The 20,563-nt window shown below is 60.0% G+C and carries 18 protein-coding genes and 2 pseudogenes; 19 read left to right on the top strand and 1 reads right to left on the bottom strand.

Going from position 1 to position 20,563, the window contains the following annotated elements; translation table 11 throughout:
* Window positions 1-246 precede the first annotated feature (246 nt).
* From CXY75_RS16090 to CXY75_RS20120, 8 genes are all read left to right on the top strand, one after another.
* Window positions 247-1,371, top strand: coding sequence for a hypothetical protein (locus CXY75_RS16090; protein ID WP_104083798.1), 1,125 nt, complete (start codon window positions 247-249; stop codon window positions 1,369-1,371).
* A gap of 164 nt (window positions 1,372-1,535) precedes the next feature.
* On the top strand, window positions 1,536-2,027 hold the full coding sequence (locus CXY75_RS16085) for a DUF6121 family protein (RefSeq protein ID WP_104083797.1): 492 nt from the start codon (window positions 1,536-1,538) through the stop codon (window positions 2,025-2,027).
* A gap of 40 nt (window positions 2,028-2,067) precedes the next feature.
* Complete coding sequence (locus CXY75_RS16080) at window positions 2,068-2,760, top strand: spermidine/putrescine ABC transporter substrate-binding protein (protein ID WP_104083796.1); 693 nt, start codon at window positions 2,068-2,070, stop codon at window positions 2,758-2,760.
* 424 nt (window positions 2,761-3,184) lie between these two features.
* Window positions 3,185-3,559 (top strand): 30S ribosomal protein S12, encoded by a 375-nt coding sequence (rpsL, locus tag CXY75_RS16075; RefSeq protein ID WP_035834602.1) that lies wholly within the window; start codon window positions 3,185-3,187, stop codon window positions 3,557-3,559.
* Window positions 3,559-4,029: a 30S ribosomal protein S7 gene (rpsG, locus tag CXY75_RS16070; protein ID WP_092107221.1), complete on the top strand. Its 471-nt coding sequence runs from the start codon at window positions 3,559-3,561 to the stop codon at window positions 4,027-4,029. Before rpsL ends, rpsG begins: the two co-directional genes overlap by 1 nt.
* A gap of 124 nt (window positions 4,030-4,153) precedes the next feature.
* Complete coding sequence (gene fusA / locus CXY75_RS16065) at window positions 4,154-6,268, top strand: elongation factor G (protein ID WP_104083795.1); 2,115 nt, start codon at window positions 4,154-4,156, stop codon at window positions 6,266-6,268.
* 133 nt (window positions 6,269-6,401) lie between these two features.
* Window positions 6,402-7,595 (top strand): elongation factor Tu, encoded by a 1,194-nt coding sequence (tuf, locus tag CXY75_RS16060; RefSeq protein WP_104083794.1) that lies wholly within the window; start codon window positions 6,402-6,404, stop codon window positions 7,593-7,595.
* A gap of 213 nt (window positions 7,596-7,808) precedes the next feature.
* Window positions 7,809-8,261 carry a hypothetical protein gene (locus CXY75_RS20120; protein WP_104083793.1) on the top strand — a complete coding sequence of 151 codons (453 nt, stop codon included), beginning with the start codon at window positions 7,809-7,811 and terminating at the stop codon, window positions 8,259-8,261.
* Window positions 8,262-8,344: 83 nt separating this feature from the next.
* On the opposite strand, the gene CXY75_RS16050 is transcribed toward CXY75_RS20120, so the two are convergent.
* The gene (locus CXY75_RS16050) at window positions 8,345-10,765 is read right to left on the bottom strand and encodes a discoidin domain-containing protein (protein WP_158251229.1); all 2,421 of its coding nucleotides are present in this window, start codon (window positions 10,763-10,765) and stop codon (window positions 8,345-8,347) included.
* A 566-nt stretch (window positions 10,766-11,331) separates the two neighbouring features.
* Between CXY75_RS16050 and CXY75_RS16045 the strand changes: the two genes are divergently transcribed.
* The 11 genes and pseudogenes from CXY75_RS16045 (at window position 11,332) to CXY75_RS16005 (ending at window position 20,474) form a co-directional block, all read left to right on the top strand.
* Entirely contained in the window at window positions 11,332-12,165 is an 834-nt protein-coding gene (locus CXY75_RS16045; RefSeq protein ID WP_158251228.1) for a glycosyltransferase family 2 protein, read from the top strand.
* Complete coding sequence (locus CXY75_RS16040) at window positions 12,162-13,136, top strand: glycosyltransferase (protein ID WP_104083790.1); 975 nt, start codon at window positions 12,162-12,164, stop codon at window positions 13,134-13,136. The genes CXY75_RS16045 and CXY75_RS16040 overlap by 4 nt, the downstream gene beginning before the upstream one ends.
* Complete coding sequence (locus CXY75_RS16035; RefSeq protein WP_104083789.1) at window positions 13,133-14,044, top strand: glycosyltransferase; 912 nt, start codon at window positions 13,133-13,135, stop codon at window positions 14,042-14,044. Before CXY75_RS16040 ends, CXY75_RS16035 begins: the two co-directional genes overlap by 4 nt.
* Window positions 14,037-15,293 carry a hypothetical protein gene (locus CXY75_RS16030; RefSeq protein ID WP_104083788.1) on the top strand — a complete coding sequence of 419 codons (1,257 nt, stop codon included), beginning with the start codon at window positions 14,037-14,039 and terminating at the stop codon, window positions 15,291-15,293. The genes CXY75_RS16035 and CXY75_RS16030 overlap by 8 nt, the downstream gene beginning before the upstream one ends.
* An 88-nt stretch (window positions 15,294-15,381) precedes the next feature.
* Window positions 15,382-16,491, top strand: coding sequence for a DegT/DnrJ/EryC1/StrS aminotransferase family protein (locus CXY75_RS16025; protein ID WP_146069503.1), 1,110 nt, complete (start codon window positions 15,382-15,384; stop codon window positions 16,489-16,491).
* On the top strand, window positions 16,488-17,444 hold the full coding sequence (locus CXY75_RS16020) for a glycosyltransferase family 2 protein (protein WP_104083786.1): 957 nt from the start codon (window positions 16,488-16,490) through the stop codon (window positions 17,442-17,444). The genes CXY75_RS16025 and CXY75_RS16020 overlap by 4 nt, the downstream gene beginning before the upstream one ends.
* A 37-nt stretch (window positions 17,445-17,481) precedes the next feature.
* Window positions 17,482-17,832, top strand: coding sequence for a GtrA family protein (locus CXY75_RS16015; RefSeq protein ID WP_158251227.1), 351 nt, complete (start codon window positions 17,482-17,484; stop codon window positions 17,830-17,832).
* Window positions 17,829-17,960 (top strand): annotated as a pseudogene (locus CXY75_RS21120) (isomerase); the annotation flags it as partial. The gene CXY75_RS16015 and the pseudogene CXY75_RS21120, both read left to right, overlap by 4 nt.
* Window positions 17,943-18,287 (top strand): annotated as a pseudogene (locus tag CXY75_RS21115) (acyltransferase); the annotation flags it as partial. The pseudogenes CXY75_RS21120 and CXY75_RS21115, both read left to right, overlap by 18 nt.
* Window positions 18,288-18,308: 21 nt before the next feature.
* On the top strand, window positions 18,309-18,770 hold the full coding sequence (locus CXY75_RS21110; protein ID WP_255411798.1) for an FdtA/QdtA family cupin domain-containing protein: 462 nt from the start codon (window positions 18,309-18,311) through the stop codon (window positions 18,768-18,770).
* Between the two features lie 144 nt (window positions 18,771-18,914).
* The gene (locus CXY75_RS16005) at window positions 18,915-20,474 is read left to right on the top strand and encodes a glucosyltransferase domain-containing protein (protein WP_104083783.1); all 1,560 of its coding nucleotides are present in this window, start codon (window positions 18,915-18,917) and stop codon (window positions 20,472-20,474) included.
* Window positions 20,475-20,563 lie beyond the last annotated feature (89 nt).

Here is a 20,563-nt window from a genome sequence, read left to right as displayed (position 1 = left end):
GCAAGGCAACGACCGGCGCGACCGATGACCTCGAGCGATCGGTCGGCTGGTGTTGGCCGCACCGGCTTTTCCTAGACCGGCCGCTGTCTGCACGGTGCACTGAACTCGAAAGCCGAGAACTTCGCCGGTGGCGCCGGAAGCGGCATCCGCTGGATAAATTGTGCGCCGCGCCGAGCCTCCGCGCCATCTGCGGTACCCCTTGGTACAATAGAGGCCAGTCACGGCGAAGGCCACGAGGAGTTCAACATGAGCGACAATACGCCCACCGACGGCAAGAAGAATGCTGAAACGGATGCTGCATCGTCTGATCTGACCGCCGCGCAGCAGCCCACGTCCCAGCACGAGCCCGAGCGCACGCCCGAGCATGCCGCCCCCGAGCCGGCCGACGTGCCCGCAGACGCAGCATCGGCTGCCCCCGAGCAGGAGCCTCTCGTCATTGACTATGACGCCATCAACGCCGACCTGAGCGCCGTCGAGCGTGCTGATGCGTTCAGTGCTACCGAGCGCGGCGCGGCGACCGCTCGCAATCTGCCGTCGGGCTCCCCGGCCGCGCCGGTTGACGCGGCCAGTGCAGCCGGGCCCAGCCTTGCCGATGACTACGCAGATTCCGCCGAGGCGACGGTGCTGTCCAATGCCCTGCCGGCTACTACTGTGCCGGCCACAAGCACGGCCGTAACAGCTGAGCCAGCGACCATGATCGTTGCGGAGCCACTCCTCGTTGCACCGGCCGCTGCCGCAGCGACACCCGTCGATTACGGCCAGACAACGCCGACGTATACGCCGCCAGCGCAGCAATCGCCCATCTACGTGCAGGCTCCCACCAAGCCACGCGATCGCAGCAACCGCGGTGGCGGCATCCTGATCGCCCTACTGGCCACGGTGGTTTTCGCCGCGCTGTACGCCGTCGCAGCGTTCATCATTATCGGAGTGACGAGTGCGACCATCGCCGCGACCGTCACCGGGTTCACGACCTTCGCTGCGCTGCCGGTCTTCTACGTGCCGGTAGTCTTTTTCTTCCTCGCCTATACCGGCCTGATCGCGTTGGTCAACCGGGGCGGTTGGTGGGCTTACGTGCTCTTCGGCTTCATCGTGGGCGTCGTGGTCTACTTCTCCTACATCGGAGGGGCGTTGCTCGGCCTCGTGTTCGATGGCACGTCAGACAACGTCGCCGCCGCAGACATCAGCCGCTTTGTCGCCTCGCTCTGGTTGAACCCCGGAGCCATCGCCGCTGGGCTGATCGCTCGCGAGGTTCCGATCTGGGCTGGAGCCTGGATCGCCCGCCGCGGACGCCGCGTCACCGCTCGCAACCTCGAAGCCCGCACCGAATACGAGCGCCTGCTCGCCGACGGCCCGCAGGTCTCCCGCCCGTAATCCCCTGCACGGGGCCCGGGCCCCGTCCAGGGGCCCAGTTTATAAACTGGGCCCCTGTTCATAACGTGGGCCCAGTCCGTAGCGCGTCATATTGTGCCGCGGAATCCACGGGTCCGCGCTGAACGCTAGGCCGAGGGCGGCGCCCACTGGCCTACGCTGGAGCCATGCGGGAATACCGAAAGTACGCGATCACCTTGGCGACCTTTTCGGTCGTCCTGTATGTGGCTCTCATCGTCGCGGCATTGGGGGTGCTGAGCTTGCTACTCAACCGTGACGTCATCAACGAAACGGATGCCGGCGCCCTCCTCGGCCCCAGCATGGTCACCGCCGCGATACTCGCGTGGGTCTGGGGTATCCTCAGCTCGGTCTTGCGCTCACCCGAACGCCTGACGCACATCCCACCGTTGCCCATTTTCATCGCCGGCGCCAGCGCGTACCTGGCTTATTGCATCTTCGGGGGAGTGGCCTACAGCCTCGGCGCCGGCGAACTGTTCCGCTCGGTCACCTTCATTGGCGACGAAATGACAAGCCCATTCGCCATCGCCGTTGCCGTCACAGGGTGGCTCACCGCGTTTCTCTACTTTGTCGTGCTGCTGGCCAAGCCAGCCGGATCCGGGGCCCCAGAGTGGCCCTGGGAAAAGAACGATCCGAACTAGCCGCCACGCGCAAAACACCAGTCGAGTATCCTTGTGCAGTATGGAACGGTCCATCGAAGCGCGCGTCAGCCACGAGGTCGAGAACTGGCTGCGCTGGATCACCCGCTGGCACCCGGCTACGCATCGCGGCCGGTCCCGCATCTGCCGCCAATGCCTGGGATCGCCCATGATCGCATCCGCCGGATTGGCCGTCGACGTACCGCACGTCGTCCAGCACGCCCTCTCCATGCGCATGAAAATCGTCATCGAGGCCTCCGTCGACGAATACACCGAACTCAACCTGCCGCTGCTGGCCTTCGAGCTAAACCTCCACGAACGCCGCCAATCCGCGCAGGCCTACCGCCCGACCGAGGGCCTCGACCCGGAATTCCGCGGCCTCGACCTCGATCCGCAACCCGCAGCGGATGCCCCCTACCTCTTCACCTTCAGCGAGCTCGCCGACCAGCAGCTCGCCGACCAGCAGCCCGCCGACCAGCTCTTGGCGCCCGGCAGCACGGCCAACCCCGCCGAACTCCCGCCGCTCACCCCGGAGGAGAAGGCTGCGCTCACGGCCGAGATCGCCCTCGCCGACGAGTTCGCCAGTCAGGTCGGCCGCCGAGTCTGCGCCCAGCTCACCCAGGAGCGGCCACGTCTTCTCGCCGCGGTAGCCGAGTACGTCGAGCCCCAGGTGCAGGCGCTCCTCGCCGACCTCGAAAGCACCCTCGACTCCCCGCTCTGGCCCCGCAACCCCTAACCGAGCCGCGGCATCCGCTCTCACGCCGCCGGGCCCACCGTATGAACACGGGCCCAGTTTATAGACTGGGCCCATGGACGGGGCCCGGGCCCCGTCCGCATAGGCCGGGCCCGGGTAGAACAAACAGGGCAAAAGGCCCGCCGGCGGCACCCGCTCGCGCGTCGCGCAATCCATTTGACCGTGGAGGCCGCACCGGGCTAGAATTATCTGGTGTGCGCTTTGTCGTGCGCCTGAATGATGCCCTCTTGAGAGCACAGGTCGATATTCCACACATGTAGGGCGAGTCTTCGACCACGCCCCCACGGCATACCCACCAAAACACGCGTGAGCGGGGTTCAAGTGGGTCCAGATGAACTCGACGGTAAAAGGTCGAATGCTAACCATCACAAAGCTGTCACCGTGCAGCAATAACAAGGAGTAATTAGTGCCCACCATTCAGCAGTTGGTCAGAAAGGGCCGTAGCCCCAAGGTCACCAAGACCAAGGCTCCCGCCCTGAAGTCCAACCCGCAGCAGCGCGGCGTTTGCACCCGCGTGTACACGACCACCCCGAAGAAGCCGAACTCGGCTCTGCGCAAGGTCGCCCGCGTCAAGCTTTCCAACGGCACAGAGGTCACCGCCTACATTCCCGGCGAGGGCCACAACCTGCAGGAGCACTCCATGGTGCTCGTGCGCGGCGGCCGTGTTAAGGACCTCCCCGGTGTGCGTTACAAAATCATTCGCGGCGCACTGGACACCCAGGCCGTCAAGAACCGTAAGCAGGCACGTAGCCGCTACGGCGCAAAGATGGAGAAGAAGTAATGCCCCGTAAAGGACCAGCTCCCAAGCGCCCTGTCATTGCCGACCCGGTTTACGGTGCCCCCATCGTCAGCCAGCTCGTCAACAAGATTCTTCTCGATGGCAAAAAGGGCCTCGCCGAGCGCATCGTTTACGACGCCCTCGCCGGAGTCTCCGCCAAGAACGAACTCGATGCCGTTGTCACGCTGAAGAAGGCACTCGACAACGTTCGTCCGACCCTCGAGGTGCGTTCGCGCCGCGTTGGTGGTTCCACCTACCAGGTGCCCGTCGAAGTCAAGCCGCATCGCGCCAACACGTTGGCCCTGCGCTGGTTGACCAGCTACGCCAAGGCGCGTCGCGAGAAGACCATGACCGAGCGCCTCACCAACGAGATCCTCGACGCGAGCAACGGCCTCGGTGCCGCTGTCAAGCGTCGTGAAGACACTCACAAGATGGCTGAAGCGAACAAGGCTTTCGCTCACTACCGCTGGTAGTTAGATCCATCGAGCATTCCAAATCAGTGAGCAGGCGCGGGTAAAGCACGCGCCTGCACTACTGACAAGCGGATGCTTACGGCCTCGTTCCGCATTTCCACCCCTATCCTTCCGGAGGACCCCTGTGGCACTTGACGTGCTCACCGACCTGAGTAAGGTCCGCAACATCGGCATCATGGCTCACATTGATGCTGGCAAGACCACCACAACTGAGCGCATCCTGTTCTACACGGGTGTCAACCACAAGATCGGCGAGACCCACGACGGTGCCTCGACGATGGACTGGATGGCGCAGGAGCAGGAACGTGGCATCACGATCACCTCCGCTGCGACGACGTGTTTCTGGGACAACAACCAGATCAACATCATCGACACCCCCGGACACGTGGACTTCACCGTGGAGGTGGAGCGTTCGCTCCGCGTTCTCGACGGTGCCGTTGCCGTGTTCGACGGCAAGGAGGGCGTTGAGCCCCAGTCCGAAACCGTGTGGCGTCAGGCCGACAAGTACGACGTGCCCCGCATTTGCTTCGTCAACAAGATGGACAAGCTCGGCGCCGACTTCTACTTCACGGTCGACACCATCATCAAGCGTCTCGGCGCGAAGCCGCTGGTCATCCAGCTGCCGATCGGTGCAGAGTCTGAGTTCGAGGGTGTCGTTGACCTCGTCCAGATGCGCGCACTGACCTGGCGCGGCGACTCCAAGGGTGACGTGGAGATGGGCTCGAAGTACGCCATCGAAGAAATCCCCGCCGACCTCGTCGAGAAGGCTGCCGAGTACCGCAAGCTTCTGCTTGAGACCGTCGCCGAGACGGATGACGCCCTGATGGAGCGTTACTTCGCCGGCGAAGAGTTGACGGTTGCCGAGATTAAAGCTGCCATCCGCAAGCTCACCATTAACAGTGAGATCTACCCGGTTCTCTGCGGTTCTGCGTTCAAGAACCGCGGCGTTCAGCCGATGCTCGACGCTGTTGTTGACTACCTCCCCACCCCGCTCGACGTGGCCGCCATTGAGGCGCACGACGTTCGCGACGAGGAGAAGGTCATCATGCGTCACCCCGACGCCGAGGAGCCGTTCACGGCTCTCGCGTTCAAGGTTGCGGTGCACCCGTTCTTCGGTCGCCTCACCTACGTGCGCGTGTACTCGGGCCGTCTCGACTCCGGAGCCCAGGTCATCAACTCGACCAAGGGCAAGAAGGAGCGCATCGGCAAGATCTTCCAGATGCACGCCAACAAAGAGAACCCGGTCGGTTTTGTTACCGCCGGTCACATCTACGCGGTCATCGGCCTCAAGGACACCACGACGGGCGACACCCTGTGCGACCCGAACAACCAGGTCGTACTCGAGTCCATGACGTTCCCTGACCCGGTTATCGAGGTCGCGATCGAGCCCAAGACCAAGCAGGACCAGGAAAAGCTGGGCCTTGCCATTCAGAAGCTCGCCGAAGAAGACCCCACCTTCCGTACCGAACAGAACCAGGAAACTGGCCAGACGGTCATCAAGGGAATGGGCGAACTTCACCTGGATATCCTCGTCGACCGCATGAAGCGTGAATTCAACGTTGAGGCGAACGTTGGCAAGCCCCAGGTCGCGTATCGCGAGACGATCCGCAAGGCCGTTGAGCGTCACGACTACACGCACAAGAAGCAGACCGGTGGATCCGGCCAGTTCGCGAAGATTCAGATCGCGATCGAGCCGATGGAAATCACTGCTGAGAAGTCGTACGAGTTTCTCAACAAGGTCACCGGTGGCCGTATCCCGCGTGAATACATCCCCTCGGTAGACGCTGGAATTCAGGATGCGCTGCGCGTAGGCATCCTGGCCGGCTACCCGATGGTGGGCGTTCGAGCCAGCCTGCTTGACGGCGCTGCGCACGACGTCGACTCCTCGGAGATGGCGTTCAAGATTGCTGGATCGATGGGCTTTAAAGAAGCCGTTCGTAAGGCGAACCCCGTTCTGCTCGAGCCGCTGATGGCGGTCGAAGTTCGTACCCCTGAGGAATACATGGGTGACGTAATCGGAGACCTCAACTCGCGTCGTGGGCAGATCCAGACCATGGAGGATGCGCAGGGCGTGAAGGTAATTCGCGCTCACGTTCCACTGTCGGAAATGTTCGGATACATCGGTGACCTGCGGTCGAAGACCAGCGGCCGTGCGGTGTACTCGATGACGTTCGAGAGCTATGCAGAGGTCCCGAAGGCAGTTGCCGACGAGATCATCAACAAGAACAAGGGCGAATAGCCCTAAGGTGGCCTTCGGGCCGAATCGCTTAGGCCACCTGGCCCGAGTAACATAAGTAGACACAATCCAGCGCATACCGGCCGCTCATAACGGCGGCCGAGATTTTGCACGCGAGTCCTGAGGAGGACCCACAGTGGCCAAGGCCAAGTTCGAGCGGACAAAGCCGCACGTAAACATCGGAACGATCGGTCACGTTGACCACGGAAAGACCACGCTGACTGCAGCGATCTCCAAGGTTCTTGCCGATAAGTTCCCGTCCAAGATCAACGTTCAGCGCGACTTCGCGTCGATCGACTCGGCTCCGGAAGAACGCCAGCGCGGCATCACGATCAACATTTCGCATGTTGAGTACGAGACCGACAAGCGTCACTATGCGCACGTCGATGCTCCGGGCCACGCTGACTACATCAAGAACATGATCACCGGTGCTGCTCAGATGGACGGCGCGATCCTCGTGGTTGCCGCTACTGACGGCCCGATGGCTCAGACCCGTGAGCACGTTCTTCTCGCCAAGCAGGTCGGCGTGCCGTCCCTCATGGTCGCGCTGAACAAGGCCGACATGGTTGACGACGAAGAGATCATGGAGCTCGTTGAGCTCGAAGTTCGTGAACTTCTCTCCAGCCAGGGTTTCGATGGCGACAACGCCCCCGTCATCCAGGTGTCCGCACTCAAGGCCCTCGAGGGCGACGAGAAGTGGACCGGCAACATCCTTGAGCTCATGAAGGCCGTTGACGAGTACATCCCCGATCCCGTGCGCGACAAGGACAAGCCGTTCTTGATGCCCATTGAAGACGTCTTCACGATCACCGGCCGTGGCACCGTTGTTACGGGCCGCGCCGAGCGTGGAACCCTCAAGATCAACTCCGAGGTCGAGATCGTCGGCATCCGCCCGACGCAGAAGACCACGGTTACCGGTATTGAGATGTTCCACAAGCAGCTTGACGAGGCGTGGGCCGGCGAGAACTGTGGACTTCTTCTTCGTGGCACCAAGCGCGAAGATGTTGAGCGTGGACAGGTTGTCGTCAAGCCAGGTTCGGTTACGCCGCACACCGACTTCGAGGGCACCGCGTACATCCTCAGCAAGAACGAGGGTGGCCGTCACAACCCGTTCTACGCGAACTACCGCCCGCAGTTCTACTTCCGCACCACCGACGTCACCGGCGTCATCACGCTGCCTGAGGGCACTGAGATGGTTATGCCTGGCGACACCACCGACCTGACTGTCGCGCTGATTCAGCCGATCGCCATGGAAGAGGGCCTCGGCTTCGCTATCCGTGAAGGTGGCCGCACCGTCGGCGCCGGCACGGTGACCAAGATCATCAAGTAGTTTTCTGTACTTAGATCTCTGAAAGGGGGTCGAGCCTTCGGGCTCGGCCCCCTTTTGTGTACCCTTTTCTCTCACCAGCTCATTACACCGCCGACGGCCAAGCGGATGCTCGCGGCCCACCCGGTCCTCACTCCCACGTCACACCCGTTTCGTAAGCGACGCAATGCCCAGCCTGACGTGCGGAATCCTCATGTTGTGCGTTAGTGTCTGCTCATGCAGATATCTAAGCTCGAAATGCGCATCCTCTTGGTGATCGCGGCCATCGTCGTCGGAATTCTGGCCGTCGTGGTCGTGCCGCACCTGGCCGGGTCCGCCCCCGCTTCGCAATCTGCGTTGGTCCGCCCGACGCCAACGCCGACCCCGTCAGCGACCGCGGTTCCAACATCGACACCCACCCCGACGCCAACGGCACAGTCGGAGCAGCAGATTCTCGATGACATCGTAGCGACCACGGTCAGCGTCTATAGTGTGCTGGTCTGCAATAACCTCAATGAATACGCAGCCATGTCGATTCCGGAAATCATCACCAAGGTTCTTGCGCAATACCCAACGACGGGTCTGTCCGATGCTTCGCGTCAGATCATGGCTCAGCGCGTTCTGACCGAATCGGCTGCGAAGAGCTGCACCGACCAGAGCGCCCGCATCGCCACCGGCATCACGAGCTAGTACCTGAGGCGTGGACGGCTACACGGCCCCACCAGGCGCCGCTGAGGTGCTAGTGGGGCCGTCTATTAGGCTCGGTTACTCGGTTACTCGGCTTCCGGCGCGGTCGTTCCTTGCGTGAGCACGAAGTCGTCGCCCCAGGCGCTACCGGCGCCGGCGGGCTTCGAGAACTCGATCACCGCGCTCGTCTTCGCTGCGCCGGTGGTGAAGGTCACCCAGGTCGGCGCCCACTGAGACAATTTCATGGTGGCCGTTTGGGTCTTGGACCCAAAGCCAGAGACGCTGATGACGGCAACGTCATCCGCTGTTTCGGGCCGAACGTAACCGCCGAAGGTGTACGTCGTATTGGGCAGCAGCCCTTCTACTCGCATCGAAACACTCGCATCATCGCCGGACAGTGCTACTGCATGTAGACCGCCTCGAACGGATGCTGACTGCACGGTGACGTCCCCGGTCACCTTCCACGCCTTCAAGTTTCCCGACTCGAACCCGCCGTCGACCAAGCCGTTGCGGTAGGCGGTGATCTCGGCGAGTTGCAACGCGAACTGGGCGGCCTGCTCGCCGGCTCCATCCGTTAGCAGCGTTGCAGCCACCTTCAAATACCGCAGCTCGGTGGCCTTGAACTCGAACTGTTGTGCACCGACGATGTTTACGCCAGCGGTATATCCCGTCTTCGTCGTGAGCACGTTCCAGTCGATCCCGTTGCTTGAGCCTTCGATGGTGAAGTCATCCGGAAACCCCGAGCCCTGTTGCACCTGTGAGTCTCGTGGCCAGAGAACCACAGTGTCAACAGGCTGTTCGCTCCCGAGGTCGATCTGCGCCCACTCGTTCGCGACCGCTGCGGCTTGCGGCTGCGAGGAGTAGCCCCTGATCGGATGCGCCCCGAACTCGATCTCATGACGTTGACCGTCGGTGAGCCTGGCAATGCCCCAGCCGAATTCGGGCTGTTCCAGCGAGGTGCTCGCCGTTGGGACCCCGCCGAGAGCGGTGGCGGCGAGATTGGTCTGCGCTGGCTGGGCCGTGATGGCAAGTTTTCCGGCCGCCTGTGAACTGGCCGCAATCTCCACGGTGACGACGCCGTGCGCCGGCACCCGCACGTCTTGCGCGTATGACTGTGCACTCCTGTGCACCGTGTCGCTCACGATCGGTGCATTCTCGCTCTGGCTCGGGTAACTGGGCACGATGAAGTCGGATCCGTCGGCGAAGCCGTTGCCCTGCGTGGAGCTGACGACGCGTTCGGTGACTCGAAAGTTTGAGTCCTCAAAGGGCAAGCCGGCGAGGTCAACCGCCATGGTCACGTCGCTCGCCGTGTGGTTATAGAGCAGAGTGGAAACCTTCGACGTGGCAGAGTCCTTCGTTACCAGCCCAGAAACTTCGTTGGTATCCGTGCCAGCTCCGGTGATTTCAGCGGCAACTCGCGTCTGTCCCAGCCGGGAATAGAGCTCGAACACATTGCCGGCGGACTTGCGGTGGCCATCCACGGTAATGAGACCGAGGTCACCGTTGTAGGCAAGCTGGGGGGAGTAGCCCTCAATGGGGGTGAAGTGGAAGATCTTCGTGGCGCCAGAGTCGATGGCCAGAAACATGCGTTTGGCAACGAAGCTCGCCCCGCCATTGCTTGCGTTGGTGTCTGCACCGTTTCCCGCTCCCTGCTCCATCGACGGCAGCTCGCTCCACTCGGTGACGTAGATGGGCAGACCAGTGCGCCCTGCAGCGTCGAGCAACTGGCGCGCCTGCGGAATCTCGGGCCAGTCCGGCGCCCAATACCCGTGCACCGAGAAGAAGTCGGCGGGCACCGAGGGATTAGCGCCCAAGTAGGCGATGAACTGCGCTGCTAACCCGAGCTTTGCGGGAATGTTGCCGAATGAATCGAGGCTCGACGTTGACCCTCCCCCGATGAGCGCTGTGGGGTCAGCCGCCTTCACCGCGGCGGCACTGGCCGCGTACAGCTCGTTGTACTGGGCGTTCGTGCCGTTCCAATGGAACGTGTCTGGCTCGTTCCACACCTCGTAGCCCCAGCCGGAATGGCCGAGGTCACTGTAGTGGGTGACCAGCGCCGACACGGCAGCGCCCCAAGCATCCAAGGATTTAGGAGGGCCGTACGTGTCTGCACCGAGCGCACTGGGCATGTAAGACAGGGAGATGAATGGCTGCAGGCCGTTTTCGATCAGTGGCAACAGAACCCGATCGAGCGCCGTGAAGTCGTAGGCAATTGCGCCGGTCGCATCCAAATTAACAACGTGGAAGTAAGCGTCGTCGAAGACATGGTCCACGCGAATCTCCGTGAGCCCCATGCTCGACATCTGGGCCGACTGCCCAGAGAACCAGTTGAGGTTTCGGGTGGCGCCGTAGCCTCCCTGTGATGCATTCAGCAGGTTAGCGACATTCAGTGTGCTGCCGTCGGCGGCAAGGTCCGCGGATAATGTCGCATTCGTTCCAGCGGCAGTAACAGGGGATGCACCCGGCAGCTCAGAAGATGCGGCGAAGGCCGGCTGCGGCGGATACACGATCGGCTTTTCCGCGGTGCAGGCGGAGAGCATTGCAACCGCAACCGCGGCAGCGATACTTGATGCTACGAGCCTGCCCCGGCACATCATCGCGTCACCGCCTGAAGCCGAGACCCCGCAGCGTGCGGCGCTTCGGCTATGGCTGGCAGGTGTCGGTTATTGGCGCGATCATGAAGTGCTGGCGCCGCGGTTATTCTGAGCAATGCGCCCCCTGCGTTGGCGGCGACATCACTAAGCGCGGAGAATCGCTCCGCCAGCCTGCCCCCTGAGTAATTTCGATCGTACTGGATTGCGTGGGTAAGAATTCGCGCTACTTACAGATGGTCGTCCCGTTTCACCTGGGATCTCCCACGCTGATAGCGTACTCACTTCGGACCAGCGTTCGGGGGGACAGCGCGTGCGGCACGGTGTGCTGCTGTTTTGCCCGTGCTGTAGGCTGTGAACGATTCCCTTCAGCTAGCGTTTGAGAATCTAGCGGGGGAGCAGGGGGCATCTGATCCGAGCCGCGCGGATGGTTGCATGCCGTTCATGGCAGCACGTAGATGAAAGTAAGTGGTGAAACGATCGTGAGCATCGTTGGTAGAACTGAGAAGCCATGGTGTTCCCTTATCACGGTAACGTACAATAGCCGACGAGCTCTTGAAGAGTTCTGGGGTAAGAATGACAAAGTTCCTGCGGGCGTTGAGTGGATCGTGGTGGACAACTGTTCCACCGATGGAAGCGCTGATGTTGCCGAAAGTCTCGGTGCTACCGGCGTCATCCGGCTCACTGAGAACCTGGGCTTTGCCTCGTCCAACAACAGAGGTCTGAAGGCTGCCCAAGGCACATTCATCGGCTTCGTCAACCCAGACGTTCGCGTAAGATATGCGGACTTGAAGATGCTTGAGCAGGTTGCAAACGAACGTCAAGCAGTGGTGTCGCCGCAGCTCGTCAACGCCGATGGGACTTTGCAGCCGAACGGCCGTGGCTTTCCTTTTCTGTGGCACAAAGTGCGGAATCGGCTCGGCCCTGAGAAAAAGCTACGCGGCAGTTACTTGCTCTTCAGCGACAACGATGAGCCCAGAATGGTGTGTTGGCTGATGGGCGCGTCGGTCTTTGGACTGCGTACGAGTATTGAAAAGTTTGGTGCCTGGGACTCGCATTTCTTCCTCTACTACGAAGACAAGGATTTCTCCCTGAGGGCCTGGAAGGCCGACATCCCCGTGGCACTGGTTCCGCGTGCTAAATGGACGCACGGCTGGGCTCGTGAAACATCGAGCTTGAACGCGATGCCGTGGAAACGCGAACTGGGGTCGATGTTCAAGTTCTATCGCCGCTATCCCGAATTTCTCATGCCCAAGGGCATTGCGGTTCGAAAGCACCCACGAATCAATCGCGAAGTCTACGGAGCCTTGGAGTGACGGTGAATCGGGAGGGTTCCTTAGTGCTAACAGTTCTGAACGAAGCGCGGAGTCTACATACCTTTTTGGACAGCTTGTTGGCACAAACGGTGCTTCCAACGGAGATTATTGTCGTCGACGGCGGCTCGACGGACACTACGGCTGATATCCTCCGCGCCTGGACGGCGCCAGCTGGCTGCAAGCTCAGAGTAATTGTAGAGCCGGGGGCAACCATTTCGGAGGGTCGCAATCTTGCCGTGACGCAGGCGTCATACCGGCGCATCCTGGTTACCGACGGTGGGACCACTCTTGACGAAGCATGGGTAGAGCGGATGCTGGCTGCCTTTGACACGCTTGGTGCTCCGGGCGTGGTAGGCGGGTTCTTTCGGCCAGTCGGGAGCACCCTCCTCGAACGCGCGATCGCTTTTACCGTCACCCCCGAACTTCACGAAATCGATCCGGCTACGTTCCTGCCGTCAAGCCGGTCCCTCGCCTTCGTGCGCGAGGCGTGGGAAGGTGCTGGCGGATACCCTGAATGGCTCGACTATTGCGAAGATCTCGTCTTCGACATCAATATGAAGGATCGTGGCTTCAAGTTCGCGTTCGTGCCTGATGCCATCGTTACGTGGTCTGCTCGATCGAGCATCCCGTCCTTTGTGAAGCAGTACTTTCGGTACGCGCGGGGAGACGGCAAAGCGAACCTGTGGTGGAAGCGCCATATGGTGCGATACCTTGCGTACGTCGTCGGGCTGGTAATGCTATGCACTTCGTTCATCACTCCCTGGGCGATCGTGCCTCTAGTGGCTGGTTTCGTCATCTATATGCATAAGTTCTGGTCTCGCGTCTGGAATCGACGGTTGAGCTTTGGCGCCGGTGTATTTCGGGGGCTCGCTCTCGTGCCTGTAATCGTCGTCGTCGGCGATCTCGCTAAAATGGCGGGCTATCCGGTTGGGCTGCTCTGGAGAGCGGCTCGGGCGAACGGAATCCGATGAGCGTGAACGACGCCGTGGACGATGTCGCGTGCATTGTGGTGCATCACAACAGCCCTGCGACACTCGTTGGCACTCTGGAGGCGCTTTGTGCCAGCGGAGTGCCACGTGCTCAAATTCTCGTGGTCGACAACAGCAGCGAAACTCCATCGACCGCGTCGCTGGTGGCCGAAGGCTTCTCGGTCTTGTACACAAGCAACCGTGGATACGCGGCGGCCGTAAACGACGGCCTCGCCCATCTGAATGCCAAAGACTTCGCTCGGCCTTTCACCCTGATCTCGACCCACGAGTCGCTTGCCGCGCCGGATGCAGTGCGAGCGTTGAGGGACGAACTTTTGGCTGATCCCAGTATCGCTGTGGCAGGGCCCACCTTGTTGAACGCCGATCTAGATATGCAGATCTGGTCTGTTGGTGGGCGGCTCACGCCGCTACTGAAGTTACCGCGGCACCATGTAAACGCAGGTGCCAGGATGCAAGAACCTGTCGTTGATCGCGAGTGGCTTGATGGCGCGTTCACGATGTATCGCACTGCTGATCTTGAAGCCTTCAGGCTTGATGAGGTGTATTTCCTCTATTTTGAGGAAACGGACCTGCACACCCGCCTCCGGCGCGCCGGTCGCCGAGTCGTGTGGGTACCCCGCGCCAGAGTTTCACAGCGCTCGAGCGGGATCCCGTCTCGTCTTCTCGGTCGCAACCTACTTGTCTTTCATAGCAAGTTGTTCTCATTGACCAGAGGGCGAATGGCCGTCGCTTTTGAGCTCGGCCGCTCGCTCGCTCGTGCCCTGTTGACAAAGCGCGGGCGGTGGGCCGCGTTCCCGGAGATCGCACGGGGTTGGCGGCAGGGAGAGCGAATGACAGCTGTCGCCGACAGCGCCGAACCCTCAGTCTCGGCAGGTCGAGCCCTTGGTTAGACGTGAACGCACGCGATCCTACCTGCGGATCGCGAGTGCGTTACTGCTCTCGTTCGGCCTTTTCTTTCCCTATTACCTTGAGCAGCTCGGTAGCTTGCGACTCTTTTCTGTGGCGATCGGTTTTGCGGCATTAGCGCTCGAGGTTTTCCTCATGGAGTTTTCTTTGAGACGGCGAATCGCTTACGTGGCTGTGGGCGCTGGGTATTTGGCTGTGGCTGTGGGTGCAATTGAGGTCGTGGCACGCCAGATTAACGATCGACTCTTCGCAGTAAACGCTGAACACCTGCTCGTTATGCTCCCGCTGTTCGCGCTACTTGGGTGGGTCCTCTATCGATCAGGGAAGGGCCGAATCTACATCGTCGTACTGCTCAGTGTTGCGACTTTGGTATCGATTCTGGCGATTTCTGAGTCTCTCCTCGGTCAATCGCTCTTTGGCCGTACATACGAATTCGCGACGAGCCAACGAGAAGGACTCACCCGAGCACTCGTCGGTTCTGAAAATGTACTCGTATTAGGCGCGATCCTGGCGACCATGGTCCCTCTGTCGCTCAAATTGCACCGGCTCCGGTTTCAGTTGATGGTCAGCGCAATTTTGGTGCTTGGTGTCTGGGCGACGGGCAGTCGTGCCCCGGCGATTATCTGCACGGCAGTCGCGGCTTTTCAGCTGTTCCCGGTGCTGCGCGCCCTCTTACTACGCTTCGTGTGGGTTGCCCACACCCTCGCAGCCGTTGCGATTGCTGGCCTTGCCTATCTGTCCCTTTTTGTGTGGGCTCCCTTTATTGCTGGAGCAACCGGACTGGAGTACAGCTCCAACTATCGTGGTGCAATCTATTCGTTGGTGCCGCAATTCTTGGCAGACCGTCCATTCGGCTACCTCCTGCAAACGGCTCCCGCAGGGCGGTGGGTAGTCGATTCAGAACTGCATGGTGCCGTCGACATCGCTAGATCAGTGGACTCCGAGATCGTGTATGCGATCTTCGGACTGGGCTGGATTGGGCTGGTGTTGTTCCTTGTGGCGGTGTTTGTCTCGATCGCCGCGATCAAGCACGACGTAGCAATTGGGCTGTCGGCGCTGAGCCTTACGTCGCTGGGGTTCATTCTGGCCCTTCATGGCTGGGACGCGATGAGCACATTGTGGTATTCCCTTCTGGGCGTGTGCTTGGGGTTTGCGGTTATCCCCAGGGTTCGACGGCAAGCGGGTCGAAAGCTCCCGCTTATTCCTGATCTGAACCGGATGCATACAGTGTGATGTGTCATTTCCCCGAAACATTCGACCGGAAACCGCCAGAATTATTCGTTAAAGACCGACCCTCATTTTGTAACACGAAAGAAGTGCTGTGACCGCAATACTTGACATCCCTACCATTCCTATGAATGACCTCGCTCGCGGAATCGCCCGCGATCGTGAACGTCTTGCTTCCGCGTTTGCAAGGGTCCTCGACTCCGGATACGTGGTGATGGGCCCCAATCACAACGCATTCCAAGACGCGCTGGCGGTCTATCTGGGAGTCACGCACGTGCTCGGAGTCGCTTCAGGAACAGACGCGCTCGAATTGGCTATCAAGGCAGTCATGCCGACAGGCCGTACTTCCGTTGTTACGGCCGCAAATGCAGGCGGCTACACATCGGTGGCGGCAAAGCGAGCTGGATACAGCGTCCGGTATGCCGACGTCGATCCAGAGTCACTGTGCGTCAGTCTGGAAACGCTTGTCCCCTCGCTCGCGGACGATGTCGGAGTTGTTGTTGTGACGCATCTTTATGGCAACCTGACCGACATCCGTGACCTCGTGATGTACTGCCACGCGCGCGGGATCCGAGTCGTCGAGGACTGTGCCCAGGCGATTGGAGCAACGCTCGACGGAAAGTTTGCGGGTTCATTCGGAGATATTGCGGCGACAAGCTTTTACCCGACGAAAAACTTGGGTGCGATCGGTGACGGCGGTGCGATTGCGACGTCCAATGATGAATTCGCAGCGCGAGTAGCGCAGCTTCGCCAGTACGGCTGGTCCACGAAATATCACGTGGAAATCCCTGGCGGTACGAATTCACGTCTCGATGAGATGCAGGCGGCGTTTCTTCTTGAGCGATTGCCCCTGCTAAGCGGGTTTAACACCCGACGTCGAGAGATCATCGAGCGCTACCGTGCTGCTGCTGAGAGCGGACCTCTTCGCGTGCTTCCTGCCCTTGGTGAACATCACGTGGGGCATCTAGCTGTCGCGCTTACATCCCATCGTGCTGATGCACGTGCAGCACTTTTGGCACTCGGCGTTCAGACCGATGTGCATTTTCCGATTCCCGACTACGCTCAGCCCGGATTCGGCTCGGATCGTCAAGCGCTGCCCACGACGGAACGCATCTCACAAGAGATCCTGTCGCTCCCGTGCTTTCCCGAGCTTACCGACGTCGAAATCCAGCAGGTGTGCGACGCGATTGAATCGCTGAAATGATCGCTCCAGCGAAATACTCCATCGTCGTTCCCGTGTACGGAAACGAAGACGGAATACCGCTTTTACTCGAACGTCTGGTTGAAGTTACCGCGTCGCTCGGCTCAGACGCCGAGGTTGTTTTTGTCGTGGACGGCTCTCCAGACCGGTCGTACGAGATCCTCGCGGAAACCCTTCCGACCGTTGCGCTACGCAGCCAACTGATCCGGCATTCTCGCAATTTCGGTTCCTTCGCCGCGATCCGCACGGGGATGACTCACGCGGCCGGTGAATACATAGCTGTTATGGCCGCCGATCTCCAGGAGCCACCAGAGCTTGTCCTAGACTTTTTCGAGGTGCTAAGCACTGGCGAAGCAGACGTTGCAGTCGGTCGCCGCGAGGGGCGTGACGATCCGCTGCTCAGCCGTCTCTCTTCTGGTGCGTTTTGGAAGGTCTACAAGCGCTGGATATTTCCTGATATGCCTGAAGGCGGGGTCGATATCTTCGCGTGTAACCGAGCCGTCGCGTATGAAATCCTTGCGCTGGACGAATCGCACTCAAGCTTGGTTGGATTGCTCTATTGGGTAGGATTCCGTCGGGCTGAGATTTCGTATCGACGACAGCCGCGTGAGCACGGCAAGAGCGGTTGGTCGTTCTCGAAAAAGCTCAGATATTTGCTCGACAGTGTCTTCTCATTCACCGATATTCCGTTGAGCCTCCTCATTGCGGTCGGGACGATTGGGAGTTTCTTTACTCTCGTCGCCGGTGCAGTCGTTTTGATCGCGTTCCTGCTGGGTGGAATCCAGGAACCTGGCTACACGCCATTGATGATGGTCATCCTCTTCTCGACATTCACCATGCTCATTGCCTTGGGCATCGTTGGTTCCTATGTGTGGCGCGCGTTCGAGAACACGAAGCGACGCCCCGGCGCGATCGTCATGAGTCGGTGGGAGTCCCATGTCCGGGCCGATGTCTGAACGGTGGTTCCGCGCGCCAATCTTTCGATTCCTCATCGTGGGCGGGACTAACACTGCCGCGACCGCAGCAATAGTCATACTGCTGTCCTTCGTCTTGCCCGGCTGGCTGGCCTTTTCGATTGCCTACGCCCTGGGGCTTGCGTTTTCCGTTATTGTGACTGGCCGTTGGGTCTTCAGCTCCCATCTGACGCCGCAACGTACCGTGTCGTTCATTGGTGCGTACGTCGTGATCTACCTCGTTGGTCTTGGCTTTGTATCCCTCGTTTCGATCTGGAACGGGCCCCCGTGGCTGAATGGGGCGAGCGTTCTCATCACCGCACCAGTAAGTTTCCTTGCCGGTAAGTTCATCTTCTCCAATCCACAATCCAGACAGGTCGCCCACGCATGACATCACCTTTTGTTCACCCGCAGGGCATTTGTGATTCGGAATCAGTCGGAGACGACACCACGATCTGGGCGTTCTCCCATGTCCTGGCCGGTGCGGTTATCGGTCGAAACGTGAACATCAACGATCACGTCTTCGTCGAGAATGACGTCATTGTGGGTGACAGGGTGACGGTAAAGTCCGGCGTGCAATTGTGGGATGGAATCGAACTCCATGATGACGTCTTTGTCGGGCCGAACGTCACGTTCACGAACGATCGGTTTCCGCGCAGTAAGCAATACCCCGATGAGTTCCCGCGAACGATCGTTGAAAAGCGGGCGTCCATCGGTGGCGGAGCGGTAATCCTTCCGGGCATTCGGATCGGACAGAATGCGATGATCGGCGCTGGAGCAATCGTCACGCGCGATGTACCGCCATTTGCAATCGTCGTCGGGAATCCGGCGCGAATTACCGGGTATGCCGATTCCACTGGCAAACGAATGGGCGCGCCGAGTGCTGCCGTGGCGACTGAATCTGTGGTGCCCGCACTTAGGAGCTCACTGGTGCCGTTGCGCAAAGCGACAGACATGCGGGGCAGCTTGGTTGTGGCCGAATTCACTGACGATCTACCGTTCACCCCTCAGCGATTCTTTACGGTCTTCGATGTGCCGTCCCGGGATGTGAGAGGCGAGCATGCCCACCGACAGTGCGAGCAGTTCCTCGTCTGCCTCAAGGGCTCCGTCAAGGCCATCGTCGACGATGGCTTGACCCGTGAGGAGTTCCTGCTCGACAGCCCCAGCTTCGGGTTGTACATGCCGGCCATGACATGGGGCACGCAATACGCGTACAGCCCAGACGCCGTGTTAGCCGTCTTTGCGTCGCTCCCGTATGACGGAACGGACTACATCCGCACGTACTCCGAGTTCCAGGACGCCGTGGTACTTGCCTTCGTGCAGAACTAGTTACTAGGCACAATTCAAGTTTAGCATTTAGCAGCCTGATGGCGGATTTTGAGCGGCACTGGACTCACAACATAACGCTCAAATTTGTCTGGCTACGCCGATAAATAAAGGAATCATCCAATCACGCACTCACGAAACCAACTGATGGTCGACACTGGCACGGCCGAAGCGCCGGCGGTCGGTAATGAGACGGGTGACGCCTCGGTAGCCAATACGGCGCCCGTAGGACGCACTCTGGCACCCGCTTTAACCTTTATCCTCGTTTTAGCGATGGCGTATGGCTTTGAGGTGTTCTCTTTCCACCTCACTCTTGATGAGGAGAGTTTCGGTGAAACCTCAAGCACTGAATATGCGCAGATCTGGCTTGCACAAGGTCGTTGGGCAATGGCAGCGCTTACGCTCTTGGTGCCGAGTCCGGTGGTGCCAGTTGTATCGACCTTTATCGGCGTCACGCTGACGGGGTTGGCGCTCTGGACTCTCTGTCGGCGATACTTTCACATGGGGCCGTGGCAAACCGTGTTGTCCGGAGCGCTGGCAGCAACCATACCGACCCTGGCATTCATGTTCTCCTTCTCGACAATCGCGTATGGGATCGGTATTGGAAATATCCTGCTGGTCATTTACTTCGCGGGAATGTCTTCGTCGAAATGGCTCAACCGCGGGATTGGCGTCGTCGCCCTGGTGCTCGCTGTCGGAATCTACGATTCTTTTCTGGTTGCGGGCGCGGCACTTGCAGTTGCACTCCTTTTCAAGCGACCCCAGTGGTCCACAGCTGGCTTTGCAGTGGCGTCACTCGGACTCGCCTATTTCGTGTCGAAGGCGGTTGCAACTGTCGGCCAAGGAATCAGAGGATTGTCCCCAGACTCATACACGAATCAATTTATTGATCTTGTCGGCCTCATCTCAGATCCAGCAGGACGTGTCAGACAGGCGTTATCAAGCGTCAGACAAGTCGTAACTCTCTCTGCGGAACGTTTCGGGCTGCATTCACCGTGGCTTGCGATTGCACTTGGAGCCCTCATAGTGCTCGCAGCCGTCAGTACATTTGGGGTGGTGGGGAGGCGCGCAAAAGCGACGCGCCTTTCCGCGCTGGCAGTCTTGTTGCTGCTTCCAGTGGGCATCGAAGCGGTGGCGCCGACGCCCGTCCTCTTGCGCTCGATGATCTACTTGCCGATCATTGTGGTCGTGCTCGCGGGTCTCGCGGTCAAGGGCGCCGAGTTATTTTCGGCCCGGGTGAAGTATTCTGTCCTCGCGTTTGTGGGTGCAGCCATCATTCTCGCTATTGTCGGGCAGGCAACCATTTCCAACCGACTCTTCGCTGCGTCAGAAATGACCTACGCACAAGACCAGAATCTTGCATTCCTCATTGGGCTGGAGAAAGAACGACTGACGGACAGGCCCAAAGTGGAGAGCATCCCAGTTGTTTTTGCTGGCACGCATAGTTGGTCTGAGGCGTCGCTGGTTCCGGCCAGAGAAACCCTAGGTATCTCGTTCTTCGCAGGACTCGGAGGAACCGACAACCTCCAGCAAAGAAACGCTGCGTTCCTACGAAGCCAGGGCGTAGCCGTGCGTGCAGCCACTGAATTGGAAGCCGAAGGTGCCAACGCGTCGCTCGATGCGATGCCAAGCTACCCTGCGCCGGGCTGGATGGCATATGAGGGTGGGGTTCTCTTGATAAATTTCGGCACACCTGATGTGAGATAGCCCCCCCCGCTCCAGGGCAAATATGAGAGCCCAGTACCCCCTGACATTAGCCTCCACTGTGTTCATGACCTAGGCGGACTGGCCTGGTG

Origin of the sequence: Cryobacterium sp. Y11, assembly GCF_002929535.1 — a bacterium.
In the GTDB taxonomy this organism is placed as follows: domain Bacteria; phylum Actinomycetota; class Actinomycetes; order Actinomycetales; family Microbacteriaceae; genus Cryobacterium.
The sequence above is the reverse complement of the archived record's forward strand: the minus strand, read 5'-3'. Positions and strand labels throughout refer to the sequence as shown.